15 protein-coding genes are annotated in these 17,788 nt (G+C 63.3%); 10 read left to right on the top strand and 5 right to left on the bottom strand.

Translation table 11 applies throughout. The annotated features are described in order from the left end of the window. Positions 1–13: 13 nt before the first annotated feature. The 3 genes from HT585_RS22705 to HT585_RS22695 all read right to left on the bottom strand — a co-directional run bounded on the left by HT585_RS22705 (position 14) and on the right by HT585_RS22695 (position 2,539). Positions 14–769, bottom strand: coding sequence for a TerC family protein (locus tag HT585_RS22705; protein WP_176355057.1), 756 nt, complete (start codon positions 767–769; stop codon positions 14–16). A gap of 114 nt (positions 770–883) precedes the next feature. After that, positions 884–1,723, bottom strand: coding sequence for an AraC family transcriptional regulator (locus HT585_RS22700; protein WP_176355056.1), 840 nt, complete (start codon positions 1,721–1,723; stop codon positions 884–886). Positions 1,724–1,831: 108 nt separating this feature from the next. Then, the gene (locus HT585_RS22695) at positions 1,832–2,539 is read right to left on the bottom strand and encodes a TetR/AcrR family transcriptional regulator (RefSeq protein WP_176355055.1); all 708 of its coding nucleotides are present in this window, start codon (positions 2,537–2,539) and stop codon (positions 1,832–1,834) included. A 158-nt stretch (positions 2,540–2,697) separates the two neighbouring features. On the opposite strand from HT585_RS22695, the gene HT585_RS22690 reads away from it, so the two are divergent. The 5 genes from HT585_RS22690 (at position 2,698) to xylB (ending at position 9,478) form a co-directional block, all read left to right on the top strand. Continuing rightward, entirely contained in the window at positions 2,698–3,915 is a 1,218-nt protein-coding gene (locus HT585_RS22690; protein WP_176355054.1) for an HlyD family secretion protein, read from the top strand. Between the two features lie 69 nt (positions 3,916–3,984). Further along, entirely contained in the window at positions 3,985–5,574 is a 1,590-nt protein-coding gene (locus tag HT585_RS22685) for a DHA2 family efflux MFS transporter permease subunit (RefSeq protein ID WP_176355053.1), read from the top strand. Positions 5,575–5,706: 132 nt separating this feature from the next. Next, positions 5,707–6,822, top strand: a complete 1,116-nt coding sequence (locus HT585_RS22680) for a metallophosphoesterase (protein WP_176355052.1) — start codon at positions 5,707–5,709, stop codon at positions 6,820–6,822. A gap of 88 nt (positions 6,823–6,910) precedes the next feature. After that, entirely contained in the window at positions 6,911–7,948 is a 1,038-nt protein-coding gene (locus HT585_RS22675) for a LacI family DNA-binding transcriptional regulator (RefSeq protein WP_176355051.1), read from the top strand. Between the two features lie 75 nt (positions 7,949–8,023). Beyond that, positions 8,024–9,478 (top strand): xylulokinase, encoded by a 1,455-nt coding sequence (gene xylB, locus HT585_RS22670; protein ID WP_176355050.1) that lies wholly within the window; start codon positions 8,024–8,026, stop codon positions 9,476–9,478. A gap of 38 nt (positions 9,479–9,516) precedes the next feature. Here the strand turns inward: xylB and HT585_RS22665 are convergent, their stop codons facing one another. Beyond that, a complete protein-coding gene (locus HT585_RS22665; RefSeq protein ID WP_176355049.1) occupies positions 9,517–9,876 on the bottom strand; it encodes a nuclear transport factor 2 family protein in 360 nt (119 codons plus the stop codon). A 137-nt stretch (positions 9,877–10,013) separates the two neighbouring features. Between HT585_RS22665 and xylA the strand changes: the two genes are divergently transcribed. From xylA to HT585_RS22645, 4 genes are all read left to right on the top strand, one after another. After that, entirely contained in the window at positions 10,014–11,324 is a 1,311-nt protein-coding gene (xylA, locus tag HT585_RS22660; protein ID WP_176355048.1) for a xylose isomerase, read from the top strand. A gap of 551 nt (positions 11,325–11,875) precedes the next feature. Beyond that, a complete protein-coding gene (locus tag HT585_RS22655) occupies positions 11,876–12,928 on the top strand; it encodes a sugar phosphate isomerase/epimerase family protein (RefSeq protein WP_176355047.1) in 1,053 nt (350 codons plus the stop codon). Positions 12,929–13,188: 260 nt separating this feature from the next. Beyond that, on the top strand, positions 13,189–14,370 hold the full coding sequence (locus HT585_RS22650; RefSeq protein ID WP_176355046.1) for a Gfo/Idh/MocA family protein: 1,182 nt from the start codon (positions 13,189–13,191) through the stop codon (positions 14,368–14,370). Between the two features lie 163 nt (positions 14,371–14,533). Then, entirely contained in the window at positions 14,534–15,901 is a 1,368-nt protein-coding gene (locus HT585_RS22645; protein ID WP_176355045.1) for a GH1 family beta-glucosidase, read from the top strand. Positions 15,902–15,947: 46 nt separating this feature from the next. On the opposite strand, the gene HT585_RS22640 is transcribed toward HT585_RS22645, so the two are convergent. Further along, entirely contained in the window at positions 15,948–16,838 is an 891-nt protein-coding gene (locus HT585_RS22640) for an NAD-dependent epimerase/dehydratase family protein (protein ID WP_176355044.1), read from the bottom strand. 242 nt (positions 16,839–17,080) lie between these two features. Here HT585_RS22640 and HT585_RS22635 point away from each other — a divergent pair, with 242 nt between their 5' ends. Then, positions 17,081–17,713 (top strand): TerC family protein, encoded by a 633-nt coding sequence (locus HT585_RS22635; RefSeq protein ID WP_176355043.1) that lies wholly within the window; start codon positions 17,081–17,083, stop codon positions 17,711–17,713. Positions 17,714–17,788 lie beyond the last annotated feature (75 nt).

Genomic DNA, 17,788 nt, shown 5'->3' with positions numbered 1-17,788 from the left:
CAGTCGCAGTACGTCAGTGCGGCTTGCCGGCGGCCTTCTTTCGCAGCCGCGCGTTGCGCGCCACCATGTTGAGAACCTCGACCAGAGCCGAAAACGCCATGGCGGCGTAAATGTAGCCCTTCGGCACGTGCAGGCCCATGCCTTCGGCGATCAGCGTCGTGCCGATCATCAGGAGGAAGGCGAGCGCCAGCATGACGATCGTCGGGTTCCTCTCGATGAAGTTGGCAAGCGGGTTTGCGGCAACCAGCATCACGGTGACGGCGGCGAGCACGGCGATGACCATGATCGGCAGGTGCGGTGTCATGCCGACGGCGGTGATGATGCTGTCGACGGAGAAGACGAGATCGAGCAACAGAATCTGGCCGATTGCGGCGCTAAAGCTGTTAATCGCAGACGACGCGATGAAATCTTCGCCGTGGTCGCTCGGATCGACGCTGTGGTGGATTTCCTTGGTTGCCTTCCAGACGAGAAACAGGCCACCGGCAATCAGGATCAGGTCCTTCCAGGAGAAGCCATGTCCGAAGACCTCGAAGACCGGTGTCGTCAGCTTGACGATCCAGGCGACGGTGCCGAGAAGAGCGAGGCGCATGACGAGTGCCAGGCCAATGCCGATGCGGCGGGCCTTTTCGCGGTGTTCGGGCGGCAGTTTGTTGGTGAGGATCGAGATGAAGATCAGATTGTCGATGCCGAGAACCACCTCCATGACAACCAGTGTTATGAGGGCAACCCAGGCGGCCGGGTCCTGGGCTAGCAGCATTAAATCCTGCATCAGCGATCTTTCCTTGTCTCGGTGGCGCGTCGTCGCGCAAGAATCGCGGCAGTATTTAAGCAACATTGCGAAAGTGACAAGCGCCGCCGGCCATTTGCGGCGGCGCTTTACCGTTTACGGTTTCAGCGGAATCCACATTTCCACCACGCCCATGCCCGAATGCGGGTCGAAGCGCTCGTCGTAACGCTCGATCAGGTCGGGTGTTTCGCCATGCTGAAGACCGGCCTCCGGCAGAAAGGTGCCGAAGATATGCTGCGCGGTCGTCGCGATCGACGAGATATGGCCGCGGTGCAGGAACACGGCGTAACGCTGCTTAGGCAGCCTGATCGTCGAAAAGCCTGCGGGCAGGGTGCCGGCGTCTTCGATCTCCGCTGCGGCCATATAGTGAAATGTACCTGCTTCACTGTTGCTCTGGCTGCAGACGCCATAGGCGACATTGCCCTTCTGTGCGGGGATGTTGCCGAAATGGGCGTTGAAGCGCTGCCACAGCGAGGGGATGCCTTCTGCGCGGCCATAGGCATAGGTTTCGCCAAGGCCGGCCAAAAGCAAGGCCGGGCTGTCTTCGAAGCGGGGCGGGTCCAGTTTGAGGAGGCGGGTGTCGTCCATTCTGATCGGCTCCGTCAGTGCGATGTTGCTGAGGTGCCCTTGCTTGCGCACGGTCTCCGGCGTCAAGCCGAACTGCTCGCGAAAGGCACGGGTGAAGGCCTCGTGCGAACCGTAGCCCGCTTCGAGGGCCACCGCGAGAATGCTGGAGGCGCCGTCGGCAAGGGTTTGCGCAGCACCGCTCAGGCGGCGTGCGCGGATATAGGCGCTGATGGAGTAACCCGTCGCCAGTCCGAAGACGCGCGACAGGTGAAAGCGCGAAAGGCCGGCGGCCTCTGCGATCTCCTCCAGCGATATGTCCCTTGCAAAATGGCTCTCGATGAACCAGATCGCCCTTCCAATGGCACTCATGTTCACTCCCGTGGCAGACACCCATGCTCATAGGGTCTTGCCGCAAGGCGCGCTTGATCGCAATTGCTGGATTGAGGGCGCGAGAATGGGGTGCGCCGTCGGGCTTGCTCAGCCCGCGTTCGTCTTCGGTCCGTATGCGGCCATGAAGACCCTGACGGCGGCGGTAACCGTGCCCTCGATCTGCTCGCGGGGCGGTGCCGAACACATGCCGCCGAACAGCCGATGCTTGAACAGCCCTGCCTGCGCCATTTCGATGAACTGCCTGGCGGCCATCTCAGTATTCTCGATGTCCAGCGTGCCGGCCGGAACCTGGCGATCGAGATAGGCCTTCAGCACCGTGTAGCCGTTTTCCGGCGCCTCGCTGAAGAAGCGTTCGGCCAGATGCGGCATGCGGTCGATGACGCCGATCACCATGCGCATGGACCTTATCGTCTCTTCCGCCGTCATGCTGGTCGTCAGCGTCACGCCGAAATCAAAAAGCGATTCCTCGACATCGTCATGATCGTTGAGCGCATGCTTGGCAGTCTGCACCACCCGGGTCTTGCCCTGGATGATCAGCGCCTTGAACAGATCTTCCTTGTTCTCGAAATAGACGTAGAGCGTCCCCTTCGAGACGCCGGCCTCGCGGGTGATGTCGTTCATGCTGGCGGCATCGAAGCCCTGGCTCATGAAGACCCGCCGCGCGCCCTCGAGTATCTGCTGGCGCTTGGCAGGGTCTTCGCCCGCCGCATGGCGCCCGCCGCCGGGACAAAGCTGCTCGTCCATGCCGTTGGCAGCCTGGATGGTCTCGTTCTGTCCGGTCTTTGCTGGTTCCATGATCGCCGTCTGTGCCCGTCCTGTTCGCATTAAAATTTCGTCCATCGAACCGCGTGGTTCGATTCCCTCTTGATATGCGACGTCAAAGCGATTAAGTCAAGTTTCGATCGAACCGAACGGTTCAGTTCAGTTACCTCTCATTAACCAGGCCGGTACCCATGTCCGCATCCAAAACGTCCAGCGCCGCTCGCGTTCGCCCTGTTGGCGAGGATTTTGAAGTTCCGCAGACCCATGAGGCCGTGCCCGAAGCCAAGGGGGCGACTGCCGAGGCGCCTGCGGTCACGCAGGAGCCCGCTGTCGAAGCTGCTTCGAAAAAGAAGAAGCGCAGCCCGATCTTGCCCGTTCTCGGCCTCGCCGCTTTGGCCGCAGGCGGCTGGTATGGCTATGACTGGTGGACCAATGGCCGCTTCATGGTTTCGACCGACGACGCCTATATCGAGGGCGACATCGCCACGATCTCCCCGAAGGTTTCGGGCTATGTCGCCAAGGTCGACGTCGTCGCCAACCAGCAGGTGAAGGCCGGAGACCCACTGGTCACGCTCGATGACGGCGACTACCGCATCGCCGCCGAGCAGACCGAGGCCCAGATCGCGACGCAGAAGCTGGCGCTCAGCCGCTTCGACGCGCAGATCGCCGGGGCAAAGGCGAGCCTTGCCCAGGCGCAAGCCCAGAAAAACGCTCTCGAAGCAACGGTGCGCGGCGCCGAACTTGCGCAAAAGCGCGCAAGCGACCTCCAGTCCAAGGACGTCGGCACCGTTGCTTCCCGCGACAATGCCGACGTTGCGCTGGACCAGGCCCGGGCCAACCTTGCCGGCGCCGATGCCAACATCGCGACCGCAAACGCCAACATCACCGTGCTGCAGGCGCAGCGCGCCGAAGCGGAAAGCCAGATCCGCTCGCTGGAGCTTGCCCGCGACAAGGCCAATCGCGACCTCGGTTTTACCGTCTTGAAGGCGCCATATGACGGCGTCATCGGCAACGTCGCCGTCCAGGTCGGCGATCTCGTCTCGGCCGGTCAGCGTCTGGCCGCTCTCGTGCCCGTCGACCAGCTCTATATCGACGCCAACTTCAAGGAGACGCAGATCGCGCATCTGGTCCCCGGCTCGAAGGTCAAGGTCCATATCGACGCCTATGACGAGCACGCGATCGAAGGCACGGTTGCCTCGATCTCGCCGGCGTCCGGCTCTGTGTTCTCGCTGCTGCCGGCCGAAAACGCCACTGGCAACTTCACCAAGGTAATCCAGCGCGTGCCGGTGCGCATCACGCTGCCGGCCGATGTGCTGGCGCAGCGCCATCTGCGGGCGGGCTTGAGCGTCGTCGTCGATGTCGACACGCGCACAGCGCCCGCTGAGACCAACGTCGCCGCCACGAAGTAATCGGGCCTGACGCGCCGGCGTGTTCGATGGAACGCGCCGCCGCGCCTTTACACGCAGGGAGTGGCTCAGATGGCCGCAACGGCAACAGCAGGCTCGGTGGCGGTAGCCGCACCGAAGGTCGAGGAACATATGGATCCGAGAAGGCTGATCGCCTTCTTCGCCATGGTCGTCGGCATGTTCATGGCGATCCTGGACATCCAGATCGTTTCGGCCTCGCTTGCAGAGATCCAGGCGGGCCTCTCGGCCGGCTCGGACGAAATCGGCTGGGTGCAGACATCCTATCTCATCGCCGAAGTCATCATGATCCCGCTGTCGGGCACGCTCGCGCGGATCGTGTCGACCCGCGTCCTGTTTTCCGTGTCGGCTGCGGGCTTCACCGCGGCAAGCGCGCTCGCCGCGACCGCCACCAACATCGACCAGATGATCGTCTACCGGGCGATCCAGGGCTTTATCGGCGGCGGCATGATCCCGTCGGTCTTTGCGGCCGCCTTCACCATCTTCCCGCCGTCGAAGCGCAACATCGTTTCGCCGATCATCGGCCTGATCGCCACGCTCGCGCCGACCATCGGCCCGACCGTCGGCGGCTACCTCAGCCACGCCTTTTCCTGGCACTGGCTGTTCCTCGTCAATGTCATACCCGGCATCATCGTCGCAACGCTGACCTGGACCTTCATCGATTTCGACAAGCCGGAGCTCAGCCTCTTCAAGAAGTTCGACTGGTGGGGGCTCGCCTCGATGGCGGTCTTCCTCGGGTCGCTCGAATATGTTCTGGAAGAGGGCAACGCCAACGACTGGTTCAATGACGATCACATCGTCATGGGCGCCGTTGCCACCGTCATCGCCGCGGTGATCTTCTTCTACAGGGCGTTCAAGGTGGAATTCCCGGTGGTCGACCTCCGGGCATTCTCCAACCGCAACTTTGCCTTCGGTTCGATGTTCTCCTTCGTCATGGGCATCGGGCTCTATGGCCTCACCTATCTCTACCCACTCTATCTCGGGCGCATCCGCGGCTACGATTCCTTGATGATCGGCGAGACGATGTTCGTCTCGGGCCTGGCCATGTTCCTGACCGCGCCGGTTGCGGGCATCCTGTCGGGCAAGCTCGATCCGCGCGTGCTGATGACCATCGGCTTTGCCAGCTTTGCCAGCGGCACCTGGATCATGGCGCACCTGACGGCCGATTGGGACTTCTACGAGCTGTTCATCCCGCAGATCCTGCGTGGCGTCGGGCTGATGCTGTGCATGGTGCCGATCAACAACATCGCGCTCGGCACCATGCCGCCGGCGCGCATGCGCGGCGCATCCGGCCTCTTCAACCTGACGCGCAACCTCGGCGGCGCGGTCGGCCTTGCGGTGATCAACACCATCCTGACCCAGCGCCAGGACCTGCACTATGCCCGGCTCTCCGAGCATATCCAGTGGGGCAACCCGGAAGCGATGGAGCAGTTCAACAACATGACGGCCAAGTTCGACGCCCATGGCCTCGACGGTGCGACGATCGCCATCAAGCAGTTGGCAGCGATGGCACAGAAGCAGGCGATGATCCTGTCGTTCAGCGACGTCTTCGTCATCCTGACGGTGCTCTTCCTGTCGCTGATCCTGGGTGTGATGATGATCAAGAAACCGGAAGGCGTTGGCCCAAGCGGCGGCGGTCACTAGGCCCGGCAACCAAGCCCATCCGCACGGTTTACGCGATCGTCGCGTTGCTGCACAATCCGGCCGGAAAACAATCTCCGGCCGGCCCGTGATCGTCGATCCGATGCCGTCGGTCGGGCGGAAACGGGGTCATTCATGCAGCCATCCAGGCGCTTCGCCATCTCCCGGCGTTCCTTCCTTGCCGGTGCGGCCGGCATGGGTGCGGCATTGCTGGCAAGCCCGACACGGGCAGCCGGGCGCCCGCCCATCGATGCCACCTTCCTGTTTTCCAATGACATCCATGCGTGCCTCGTCTCGACCGAAGGCCTTGCGCCGAACTGTGCGGCGGAGGGCAAGACCGACGAGAACCTTTTACGTCACTTGGCGGCGCTCAATGGCCTGCCGGCGATGCGGTGGCCCGAAAGCGTTGCCGGTGAGGCGAGCGGGCTCGGCAGCGCCGGCCGTCGGATCGGCCATCCGCTTGGCCTGGTGCTGGGCGGCGACCTGACCGATGACGGCGGCGGGCAGGTGCGCCAGCCGCGCGAGGGGCGGCAGTTGCAGCAGTTTTCCAGTCGCTATCAGGAAGGGCCGGGTGCCGACCGGGTCCACTTCCCCGTCTATGTGGGTCTCGGCAATCATGACCTCGACCAGGACGGGCCGCCTCCGCATGTGGACTGGTATCGCCGCGAACTGCGGGACTATGTCGAACTCAACCATCGCCAGACGGTGTTCTACAGGCCGCCGGTGCCGGTGACCAATTACGATCCACTGTCGGACTGCTACTCCTGGGACTGGGGCGGGCTGCATCTCGTCCAGCTCCAGCGCTTCGGCGGCGATGTCAGCAAGGGCGCGGTCGACGCGCTGCCGTGGCTGAAGCAGGATCTGACGACCTATGCGGCCGACGGCCGGCCAGTGATCCTGTTCCAGCATTACGGCTGGGACGCTTTTTCGACCGAAGTCTGGGATGCCTCCGCCAGAACCTTCGACGATCAGGGGGATGGTCCGCCGCATTGGTGGAGTCCTGCCGAGCGGCAGGCGCTCGCCGACGCGATGAAGAACTACAACGTCATCGGTCTCTTTCACGGCCATCAGCACGAAACCGCGATGATCTATCGCCGCGGGGGCCTGGACCTGTTCAAGCCGAAGGCGGCCTATATGGGTGGTTTCGCGCTTGTGCGCGTGACCGACGGTTTCATGGACGTGGCGCTTGGCGAAGCCGGAAAAGGTCACGGCGAGGTTGCTTTCACCCAGGCGTTCAGCAAGCGGTTTTAGCCAGCGAAAACAGCGTTCGGCGGTCTCGCTCGCATTTTTGATTTACGTACATCAAAAATTCCTCTAAGGCAGTTTGCGGGAGGAAATGATGCGCCCTACAGTTCACGATATTGCTGCAGAAGCAGGCGTCAGCCTTGCGACCGTCGACCGGGTTTTGAACAATCGCCCGGGGGTCAGGTCGATCACGCGCGACAAGGTCGAGCGCGCCATCGCGACGCTCGGTTATGTCAGGGACGTGGCGGCGGCCAACCTTGCCAAGAGCCGCAGCTATCCGCTGATCTTCATCCTGCCTGAAGGCGAGAACGCCTTCATGCGCGGTCTTGAGGCAGAGATTGAATTCGCAAGAGCCCGTTCCGCCGTCGAGCGCACCGAGATTACCATCCTCTCCGTTCCAGCCTTCGATGCGGCGGCACTGGCCGATGCTCTCGACGAAGCGCGCCGCCGCGGGCCGGCCGGCGTTGCCGTCGTTGCTGTTGAAGCGCCGGAAGTGGTGGCAGCCGTCGGGCGGCTTCGCGAAGACGGCATTGCCGTCGTTACGCTCGTCTCCGATCTGACCGGGTCGGAGCGCGACCATTTTGCCGGTGTCGACAACATTGCAGCCGGGCGCACGGCAGGCAGCCTGATGCGCCGCTTTCTCGGCAGTCGTGAAGGTCCGGTCGCCATCGTTGCCGGCTCGATGCTGGTCAGAGACCATCGCGATCGTCTCGAAGGCTTCAGCGCCGCTGTTGGCGAAGGGGTCGCCAGACGCCATCTGCTGCCCGTGGTCGAGGGGCACGACGATCCGACCGAGGTCGAGACACTGGTACGGGATCTGCTGGCTGCGCACGCGGATCTCGCCGGCATCTACAGCCTCGGCGCTGGCAACCGCGGCCTGATCGCGGCGCTCGAAAAGGCCGGGCGGCAGTCCGAGATCTGCGCGATTGCGCACGAACTGACGCCCTACAGCCGTGCCGCACTGGTCTCGGGCACCATCGATGCGCTGCTCAACCAGGATGCGGGTCATGAGGTGAGGAGCGCCATTCGCGTGCTGAAGGCGCGCGCCGACGGGCTGTCGATGATCGAGGCGCAGGAGCGCATCCGCATCGACATCTTCCTGAAAGACAACCTGCCGGTCGAACCGGCGTAATGCTTTGAATTTACACAATTCCCGACGGAAAATCGCTGTGCGCTTTTCCTGAGGTTGTTCTCAATGGAGGCCTACATGTATCTCGGACTGGATCTCGGCACGTCGGGCGTCAAGGCGATGCTGATCGACGACAGTCAGCGCATTATCGGCTCGGCTTCCGGCGCGCTCGACGTCTCCCGACCGCATCCGGGCTGGTCGGAGCAGGATCCGGCCGAGTGGGTGCGCGCCACCGAGCAGGCAATTGCCGGCCTGAAGGCGGCGCATCCGGCAGCCCTTGCGGCGGTGCGTGGCATCGGCCTGTCCGGGCAGATGCACGGCGCAACGCTGCTGGATGCCGACGACAAGGTGTTGCGCCCCTGCATCCTCTGGAACGACACTCGCAGTTTTCGCGAGGCGGCCGCACTCGACGCCGATCCGCAATTCCGCGCCGTCACCGGCAACATCGTCTTTCCCGGGTTCACTGCGCCGAAACTCGTCTGGGTGCGTGACAACGAGCCCGAGATTTTCGCCAGGGTGCGCCGGGTGCTGTTGCCGAAGGACTATCTGCGCCTGTGGCTGACCGGCGAGCATATCTCGGAAATGTCGGATTCGGCCGGCACCGCCTGGCTCGATACGGCCAACCGCCGCTGGTCGGAAAGCCTGCTTTCCGCCACGGGCATGGAGGAACGGCAGATGCCGGCCCTCGTCGAAGGTACGGATGCGGCCGGAACTTTGCGGTCCGAACTCGCCGCAGGCTGGGGAATTTCGGGCGATGTCGTGGTCGCCGGCGGTGCCGGTGATAATGCCGCTTCCGCCTGCGGCATGGGGACTGTGGGTGAGGGCCACGCCTTCGTTTCGCTCGGCACGTCGGGCGTGCTGTTTGCCGCCAATGCCAGCTACCTGCCCAATCCCGCAAGCGCCGTTCATGCCTTCTGCCACGCGCTGCCGAACACCTGGCATCAGATGGGTGTCATCCTGTCGGCGACCGATGCGCTCAACTGGTATTCGGGGATCGCTGGCCGCAGCGCCGCCGATCTCAGCACCGAGCTTGGCGAGACGCTGAAGGCGCCCGGCGGCGTGACCTTCCTTCCCTATCTTTCCGGCGAGCGCACGCCGCACAACGATGCGGCCATCCGCGGCGCCTTTGCCGGGCTCGGCCATGAAAGCAGCCGCGTGGTGCTGACGCAGGCGGTGATGGAAGGCGTTTCCTTTGCCATCCGCGACAGCCTCGAGGCCTTGCGCGCGGCGGGTACGACGCTGTCGCGGGTGACCGCAATCGGCGGCGGCTCGCGCTCACGCTACTGGCTGAAGTCGATCGCCACGGCACTCGATCTGCCGGTCGACCTGCCCGCTGACGGCGATTTCGGTGCCGCCTTCGGTGCCGCGCGCCTCGGTCTGATCGCAGCGACCGGTGCCGACCCTGTTGCGACTTGCTACGCGCCGAAAACTGCGGAAACAATCGCGCCCGAGGCCGGCCTGGTGCCCGCCTACGAGGAAGCCTACCAGCGCTATCGGCGCCTTTATCCTGCCATCAAGGGCGCGACGACGTGACCGCCTCGCGCCCTTCCACGCCTGTCGATCAACCGGCTTTACTGCGCCGGTACCTTGTCGATGAAGCCGGTCACCTGCTTCAGCCGGCCGTTTTCGATCAGGCCGATGTCGGTGCCTTCGATGACGGAATCGACGCCTTCGGGGCCGAGCGCCCAGGAAAAGCGGATCGTGTCGGCAAACCCGTCGGGCGTGCCCTTGAGCGTGAAGACGAAGCCGGGGAACTGGCCCTTCACGCCGGCGATCAGGCCGCCGATGCCCTCGTGCCCGTCACCCTGCATGATCGGGTCGCGATAGGCGACATCGGCAGTAAAGGCCTTTTCGATCAGCTCGTTGCGGCTGCCGGCCTCCGCGTTCCAGGCGGCGATATAGGCTTCGGCGATTTCGTTGAAGTCGTTCATCTGAGTGTTCCCATGGTTGGCGTTTCGATGCCCCAGCTATCGCCCGCCGAGGGAATGAAACCAATTACCTTCCACGTAATGGCCGGACGTTTTGCCTCGGCGACGACGGCACACCAACTTTCAAGAGGAGCTACACCGTGAGCACGGGATTTTTCGGCGATATCGCCAAGATCAAGTATGAAGGACCGGAGAGCAGCAATCCGCTCGCCTTCCGCCACTACAACAAGGACGAGGTCGTCTTCGGCAAGCGCATGGAAGACCATCTGCGCTTTGCGGTCGCCTACTGGCACACCTTCGTCTGGCCGGGTGGAGATCCCTTCGGCGGACAGACTTTCGAGCGCCCCTGGTTCAAGGACACGATGGACGCGGCTAAGCTGAAGGCAGACGTCGCCTTCGAATTCTTCCAGCTGCTCGGCGTTCCCTATTACTGCTTCCATGACGCCGACGTGCGCCCGGAAGGCCGCAACTTCGTCGAGAACACCAGGAACCTCAACGAGATCGTCGACTACTTTGAAAAGAAGCAAGCCGACACAGGCGTCAAGCTGCTCTGGGGCACGGCCAATCTGTTCTCCAACCGGCGCTACATGTCGGGTGCCGCCACCAATCCCGATCCGGATGTCTTTGCCTTCGGGGCAGCGACGGTCAAGACCTGCCTTGACGCCACCCATCGTCTCGGCGGCGAGAACTACGTGCTGTGGGGCGGGCGCGAGGGCTATGAAACGCTGCTTAACACCGACCTGTCTCGCGAGCTCGACCAACTCGGCCGCTTCGTCAACCTCGTTGTCGAATACAAGCACAAGATCGGCTTCAAGGGCGCGATCCTGATCGAGCCGAAGCCGCAAGAGCCGACCAAGCACCAGTACGACTACGACGTCGCCACCGTCTACGGCTTCCTGAAGAAATACGGCCTGGAAAAGGAAGTGCAGGTCAATATCGAGCAGGGCCATGCGATCCTCGCCGGCCATTCCTTCGAGCACGAGCTGGCGCTTGCCAATGCGCTCGGGATCTTCGGTTCGATCGACATGAACCGCAACGACTACCAGTCGGGTTGGGATACCGACCAGTTCCCCAACAACGTGCCGGAAATGGCGCTCGCCTATTACCAGGTCCTGGCCGGTGGCGGCTTCAAGAGCGGCGGCACCAACTTCGACGCGAAGCTGCGCCGTCAGTCGCTCGACCCGGAAGACCTGTTGATCGGCCATATCGGCGGCATGGACTGCTGCGCCCGCGGCCTCAAGGCGGCAGCCCAGATGATCGAAGACAAGGCCCTGTCCGCGCCGCTCGATCAGCGCTATGCCGGCTGGCAGGTCCCCGAAGCCAAGAAGATGCTCGAAGGCGGTTTCTCGCTCGAAGAGATCGAGGCCTGGGTGTTGAAGTCCGATCTCAACCCGCAGCCGAAGTCCGGCAAGCAGGAACTGCTGGAGAACGTCGTCAACCGTTACGTCTGATGCGGCACTCGCAGACGTTTCGTGAACACGGGGCGGAGGGAAACCTTCGCCCCTTTTTCATTCTCAATACGCGCCTGCTCCAACGTCAAAGGAGATCGGCACGGACGTCGCCGCCGTGGTCAAGGCCGCCATGCTCATGCAGATGGGTGCCACGCTGAAGGCGCCGGTCGATCAATTCACCGTATCACCGGCGCGCCAGGCAAGGTTCGGCTTTGCGGTCGGCAACCAGCGCGATGGGGATTATCACAATCCGCCGCGGACGAGGAGAAGGGGCGCGATGACGGCTTCCCTTTTTCGTTGCGGCAACGGCGGTCGCGCAGGCGGCTATGGCTCGATGTCGACCTCGTCTGCCTGTCCGGAAGGGGCATCGAGTCCATCTTCAAAAACTGCCCCTCGGCCGGTTGCCCCTTGCAAAAAATCTGCTAGTTTCTGCGCCTGCAACGTTTCAGGTTCTTCGGTTGAGGCGAAAATGAAGCCAAACTCTGCTTCTTCCTGTCGTTGGCCTAACAGGCCGGCTTGCCGACAGCCATAGCATCAGGAGGATATTCGGGATGAAAACGATCAAGGGCCCCGGCCTGTTTCTGGCGCAGTTTGCGGGGGATGTCGCACCGTTCAACTCGTTTGCGTCGATTACGAAGTGGGCTGCCGACTGCGGCTACAAGGGCGTGCAGGTGCCGACGTGGGATTCGCGGCTGATCGATTTGAACAAGGCGGCGACGTCAAAAACCTATTGCGACGAGCTTTTGGGCATTGCCAGCGACAACGGCGTTGTGATCACCGAGCTTTCGACCCATCTGCAGGGCCAGCTGGTCGCCACCCATCCGGCCTATGACGAGGTGTTCGACGGCTTTGCGGTGCCGGAAGTGCGCGGCAATCCGAAAGCACGGCAGCAATGGGCGGTCGAGCAGGTGAAGCTGGCGCTGACGGCCTCGAAGAATTTGGGGCTTGATGCGATGGCGAGCTTTTCCGGCGCGCTTGCCTGGCCGTTCGTCTATCCCTGGCCGCAGCGCCCGGCCGGTCTGGTGGAGACCGCCTTCGACGAACTGGCGAAGCGCTGGAAACCGATCCTCGACCACGCCGAGGATTGCGGCGTCGACATCTGCTACGAGATCCATCCGGGCGAGGACCTGCACGACGGCATCACTTTCGAGATGTTCCTGGAGCGCACCGGCAACCATGCCCGCGCCAACATGCTCTACGATCCCTCGCACTATGTGCTGCAGTGCCTCGACTATCTCGACAACATCGACATCTACAAGGATCGCATCCGGATGTTCCACGTCAAGGATGCGGAGTTCAACCCGACCGGTCGGCAGGGCGTCTATGGCGGCTACCAGGGCTGGGTCAACCGGGCCGGCCGCTTCCGCTCGCTCGGCGACGGCCAGGTCGATTTCGGCGCGGTGTTTTCCAAGATGGCAGCCAATGATTTTGCCGGCTGGGCGGTGGTGGAATGGGAGTGCTGCCTGAAACATCCCGAAGACGGGGCGCGCGAGGGTGCCGACTTCGTCAAGCACCACATCATCCGCGTCACCGAGAAGGCGTTCGACGACTTTGCCGATAGCGGCACCGACGAGGCGGCCAACCGGCGGCTGTTGGGGATTTGAGGCGGGGCGGCAGGTCCGGACTTAACCGCAGCGCCAGCCGCAGCCCCTCACCCTAACCCTCTCCCCGCGGGCGGGGAGAGGGGACGTGCCACAGGGTGCGGGCGAGGATGAGAAGAACCAGGGCGGAAGCGAAGAGGGTGCGGCATATCCCTTCTCCCCGCTGGCGGGGAGAAGGTGCCGGCAGGCGGATGAGGGGCAGCCTCGACAATGCGGGCAGCTTCACGAGAGAACACGACAAACCGACACGAGGAGACAGGACGATGGCAATCGAGGGAACGAGCGAAAGGCGCGAGCGGCGGATCCGGCTCGGCATGGTCGGCGGCGGCTCGGGGGCCTTCATCGGCGCGGTGCACCGTATCGCCGCCCGGCTCGACGATCACTACGAGCTGGTGGCCGGCGCCTTGTCGTCGACACCGGGCAAGGCCGAAAGCTCCGGCCGCGAACTCGGGCTCGATCCGTCGCGCGTCTATTCCGACTTCAAGCAGATGGCGATCCGCGAGGCCAAGCTGAAGGACGGCATCGAGGCGGTGGCGATCGTCACCCCCAACCACGTGCACTATGAAGCGGCAAAAGAGTTTTTGAAGCGCGGCATCCATGTGATCTGCGACAAGCCGCTGACCTCGACGCTGTCGGATGCGAAGAAGTTGAAGAAGGCGGCCGACGACAGCGATGCGCTGTTTGTGCTGACCCACAATTACACCGGTTATCCGATGGTGCGCCAGGCGCGCGAAATGGTTCAAAACGGCGACATCGGTGCCGTCAGGCTGGTGCAGATGGAATATCCGCAGGACTGGCTGACGGAGAATATCGAGCAGTCGGGCCAGAAGCAGGCGGCCTGGCGCACCGATCCGGCCCGCTCGGGCGCCGGCGGCTCCACCGGCGACATCGGCACGCATGCCTATAATCTCGGCGCCTTCGTCTCCGGGCTGGAGCTCGAAGAACTGGCAGCCGATCTCGACAGCTTCGTGCCGGGCCGACAGCTCGACGACAATGCCCATGTGATGATGCGCTTCAAGGCCAAGGACGGTCAGCGTGCCAAGGGGCTCTTGTGGTGCAGTCAGGTGGCGCCCGGCCATGAGAACGGGCTGATGGTTAGGGTCTACGGCACCAAGGGCGGGCTCGAATGGACGCAGAAGGATCCGAACTATCTCTGGTACACGCCGTTCGGCGAGCCGAAGCGGCAGATCACAAGGGCCGGCGCCGGCTCCGGTTCGGCCGCCGCCCGCATCAGCCGCGTGCCCTCCGGTCATCCCGAGGGCTATCTCGAAGGTTTTGCCAACATCTACACCGAAGCGGCGCGGGCGATCTTTGCCAAACGAAAAGGCGAGGCCATCGACCCCGCCGTCACCTATCCGACCATCGACGACGGCATGAAGGGCATGGCCTTCGTCGACGCCTGCGTCCAGTCGTCAAAACGAAATGGGGCATGGGTAAAGCTGTAGCGGGAAAGGTTGCCGACAGGGCAAGGGCGAGGTGGACCCCGCCCTTTTTCGCGAGTTGACTTTTGCAGGCGTCGCTTTAGGCCGGCCCGCAAGAAAAACGAAAATACACCAAGAGAGCGGCCGCCCGCCGGATGCGGGCCGCTGCGAAGGACGAGACAGGCTGATGATCGAAGCAAAAACCCTTGCCCGGCGTTTCCCGGGCGATTTCGTGTTCGGGGTGGCGACGGCCTCCTTCCAGATCGAAGGCGCCACCAAGATGGACGGGCGCAAGCCATCGATCTGGGACGCCTTCTCCAACATGCCGGGCCGGGTCTTCGGCCGGCACAATGGCGACATCGCCTGCGACCACTACAACAGGCTCGATGAGGATCTCGATCTGATCAAGAGCCTCGGGGTCGAGGCCTATCGGTTTTCGATCGCCTGGCCGCGCATCATTCCCGAGGGCGTCGGTCCGATCAACGAGAAGGGCCTCGATTTCTACGACCGGCTCGTCGATGGCCTGAAGGCGCGCGATATCAAGGCCTTCGCTACGCTCTATCACTGGGACCTGCCGCTGGCGCTGATGGGCGACGGTGGCTGGACGTCCCGCACCACGGCCTACGCTTTCCAGCGTTATGCCAAGACCGTCATCGCCCGCCTCGGCGACCGGCTCGACGCAGTTGCGACCTTCAACGAACCCTGGTGCTCGGTCTGGCTCAGCCACCTCTACGGCATTCACGCGCCGGGCGAGCGCAACATGGATGCCGCCCTGCACGCGCTGCATTTCACCAACCTCGCCCATGGCCTGGGTGTAGACGCTATCCGCTCGGAGCGGCCGAACCTGCCCGCCGGCATCGTCATCAATGCCCATTCGGTCTATCCCGGCAGCGACAGCGATGCCGACAAGGCGGCCGCCGAGCGCGCCTTCGATTTCCACAACGGCGTGTTCTTCGGGCCGATCTTCAAGGGCGCGTATCCCGAAAGCTTCATGAGCGCGCTCGGCCATCGTATGCCCGAGATCGAAGACGGCGACATGGCCACGATCTCGCGCCCGCTCGACTGGTGGGGCCTCAACTATTACACGCCGATGCGGGTCAGCGACGACGCAACACCGGGCACCGAATACCCGGCGACGGTCAATGCCAAGCCGGTCAGCGACGTGAAGACCGATATCGGCTGGGAGGTCTATGCACCGGCGCTCGGCCAGCTCGTCGAGACGCTCAATGCCCGCTACGAGCTGCCCGATTGCTACATCACCGAGAACGGTGCCTGCTACAACATGGGCGTCGAGAACGGTGCGGTCGACGACCAGCCGCGGCTTGACTACATCGCCGAACACCTGTCGGTGACGGCGGACCTGATTGCCAAGGGTTACCCTATGCGTGGCTATTTCGCCTGGAGCCTGATGGACAATTTCGAGTGGGCCGAAGGCTACAGGATGCGGTTCGGCATCGTGCATGTGGATTACGAAACGCAAGTGCGCACGATCAAGAAGAGCGGCCACTGGTACAAGGCGCTGGCAGAGGAATTTCCTGGCGGCAACCACATCTGACGGCTAACGCCTTGCGCGTCACTCAGGCGCGCAAGGCTGCTTGCCTTCAGTCGAAGCGTCCCGCGGCAACCTTGCGCACCGGCAGCACTTCGAGGCTACCGCGATCGAGCTGGGCGAGCACTTCCTTGAAGCCGAAACGCGGCTTCCATTCGAGCGCGCCGATGGCGGCGCTGGGGTCGTAGATGCGATCGATCGCGGTGGGCAGCGACCAGCCGCGTTCGGCGAAGGCCTGGGAAAATTTGCTTGCCCGCTCGCGCAGGACCGCGGCGGCGTCACTTGCCAGGTGCCGGCAATCCGTCGGCAGGAAGGCCGGTTCGCCCGAAACGATGAAGCGCTGGAAGGCGGGTCCGTCATTGTCGAGTGCGGCGACATGCGCGTCGGCAACATCGCGCACATCGATGCCGCGGTGCAGCCGATAGGCGGCCATGCGATCGGCCTGCTCGGGGAAACACCTGGACATGCGCAGGACGCGTACGTGCAGCGACCGGTCGGCGACGTTTTCCAGAAGCGCCTCGGCGGCAAGCTTGGTGTGGTGGTAGATCGTATGAGGTTGCGGCGCCGTCTCCTCGGTGATCCAGGCGCAGGCACCCGCTTTTACCGCATGGCCGTAGAGCGCCGTCGTGCTGGTGAAGACGATCCGGCTGACGCCTGCGGCCTGAGCGGCGGCTATGATCAGGTGGGTGCCCATCACATTGACGCGCTCGAACTCCACATCGGCGACCGCATCGACATGCGGCGCATGCAGCGCTGCAGTATGGATGACGGCATCAGCCCCCTGCATGGCGCGCTCGAGCAGGATACCATCGACAAAATCGCCGGTGATCTCAGTCGTAGCGAAGGCCGCACGATCGATGCCGACCACGTCATGGCGAGGCGCCAGCGCATTGTAGATCGCCCTGCCGACGCGTCCCGAACTTCCGGTCAATACGATGCGCATCAGATTTCCTGTCCTTCGACTCAGCTTTGCTTGTTTCCTATCAGAGAACTGTGGTCAGTAAACCGTGAACCCTGCCACAGTCCCGCCTCCGCGAGCAGAGGGCCAATCGACCGGCGGCGGACATCATTCCGGTGCGTAGTCCGAAGCTATCCACCTCAGCCCCTTGATCCGCCAACTGCCGTTGTTCTAAGCGTTAGCGATAGCGAATAGGCGTGCGGGGCACGCCTGGGGGACCATCGTTCATGGAAATCTTCACCTCCGCCGGGCTGCTGGCACTTCTGCAGGTCATCGTTATCGACCTGGTTCTGGCCGGCGACAACGCCGTCGTCATCGGCCTTGCCGCCGCCGGCCTGCCGAGCGAGCAGCGCCGCAAGGCGATCCTGGTCGGCATTCTCGCCGCCACGGTGCTTCGCATCGCGCTTGCCAGCGTTACCGTGCAGCTTCTCGACATCATCGGACTGCTCTTGGCCGGCGGGCTCCTGCTGCTCTGGGTTTGCTGGAAGATGTGGCGTGAGATCCGCGCCGGCGGAGCGGAGGATTTTGAAGGCGAGGGCGTCAATTCGGCGCCGCGCAAGACCTTTCTGCAGGCCGCTATCCAGATCGTCATTGCCGACGTGTCGATGTCGCTCGACAACGTGCTGGCCGTTGCCGGTGCTGCGCGCGAGCATCCGACGATCCTCGTCTTCGGTCTCATCCTTTCGATCGCGCTGATGGGCATCGCGGCCAGCTTCATCGCTCGGCTGCTCAACCGCTATCACTGGATCGCCTATGTCGGTCTCGCCATCATCCTTTATGTGGCGCTCAACATGATCTATCGCGGCTCGCTCGAAGTCTGGCCGCATCTGGCGCCGGTGGCTCACGCCATCGGGGTCTGACCGTCACGGACAGGCCCTTTGCATCGGCCCCCTTGCCGGGCCGGTGCACGGCTCTCCACTGCGAGAGCTATCTGG

The sequence above is a fragment of the Ensifer oleiphilus genome (genome assembly GCF_013371465.1).
Taxonomy (GTDB): Bacteria; Pseudomonadota; Alphaproteobacteria; order Rhizobiales; family Rhizobiaceae; genus Ensifer; species Ensifer oleiphilus.
The sequence above is the reverse complement of the archived record's forward strand: the minus strand, read 5'-3'. Positions and strand labels throughout refer to the sequence as shown.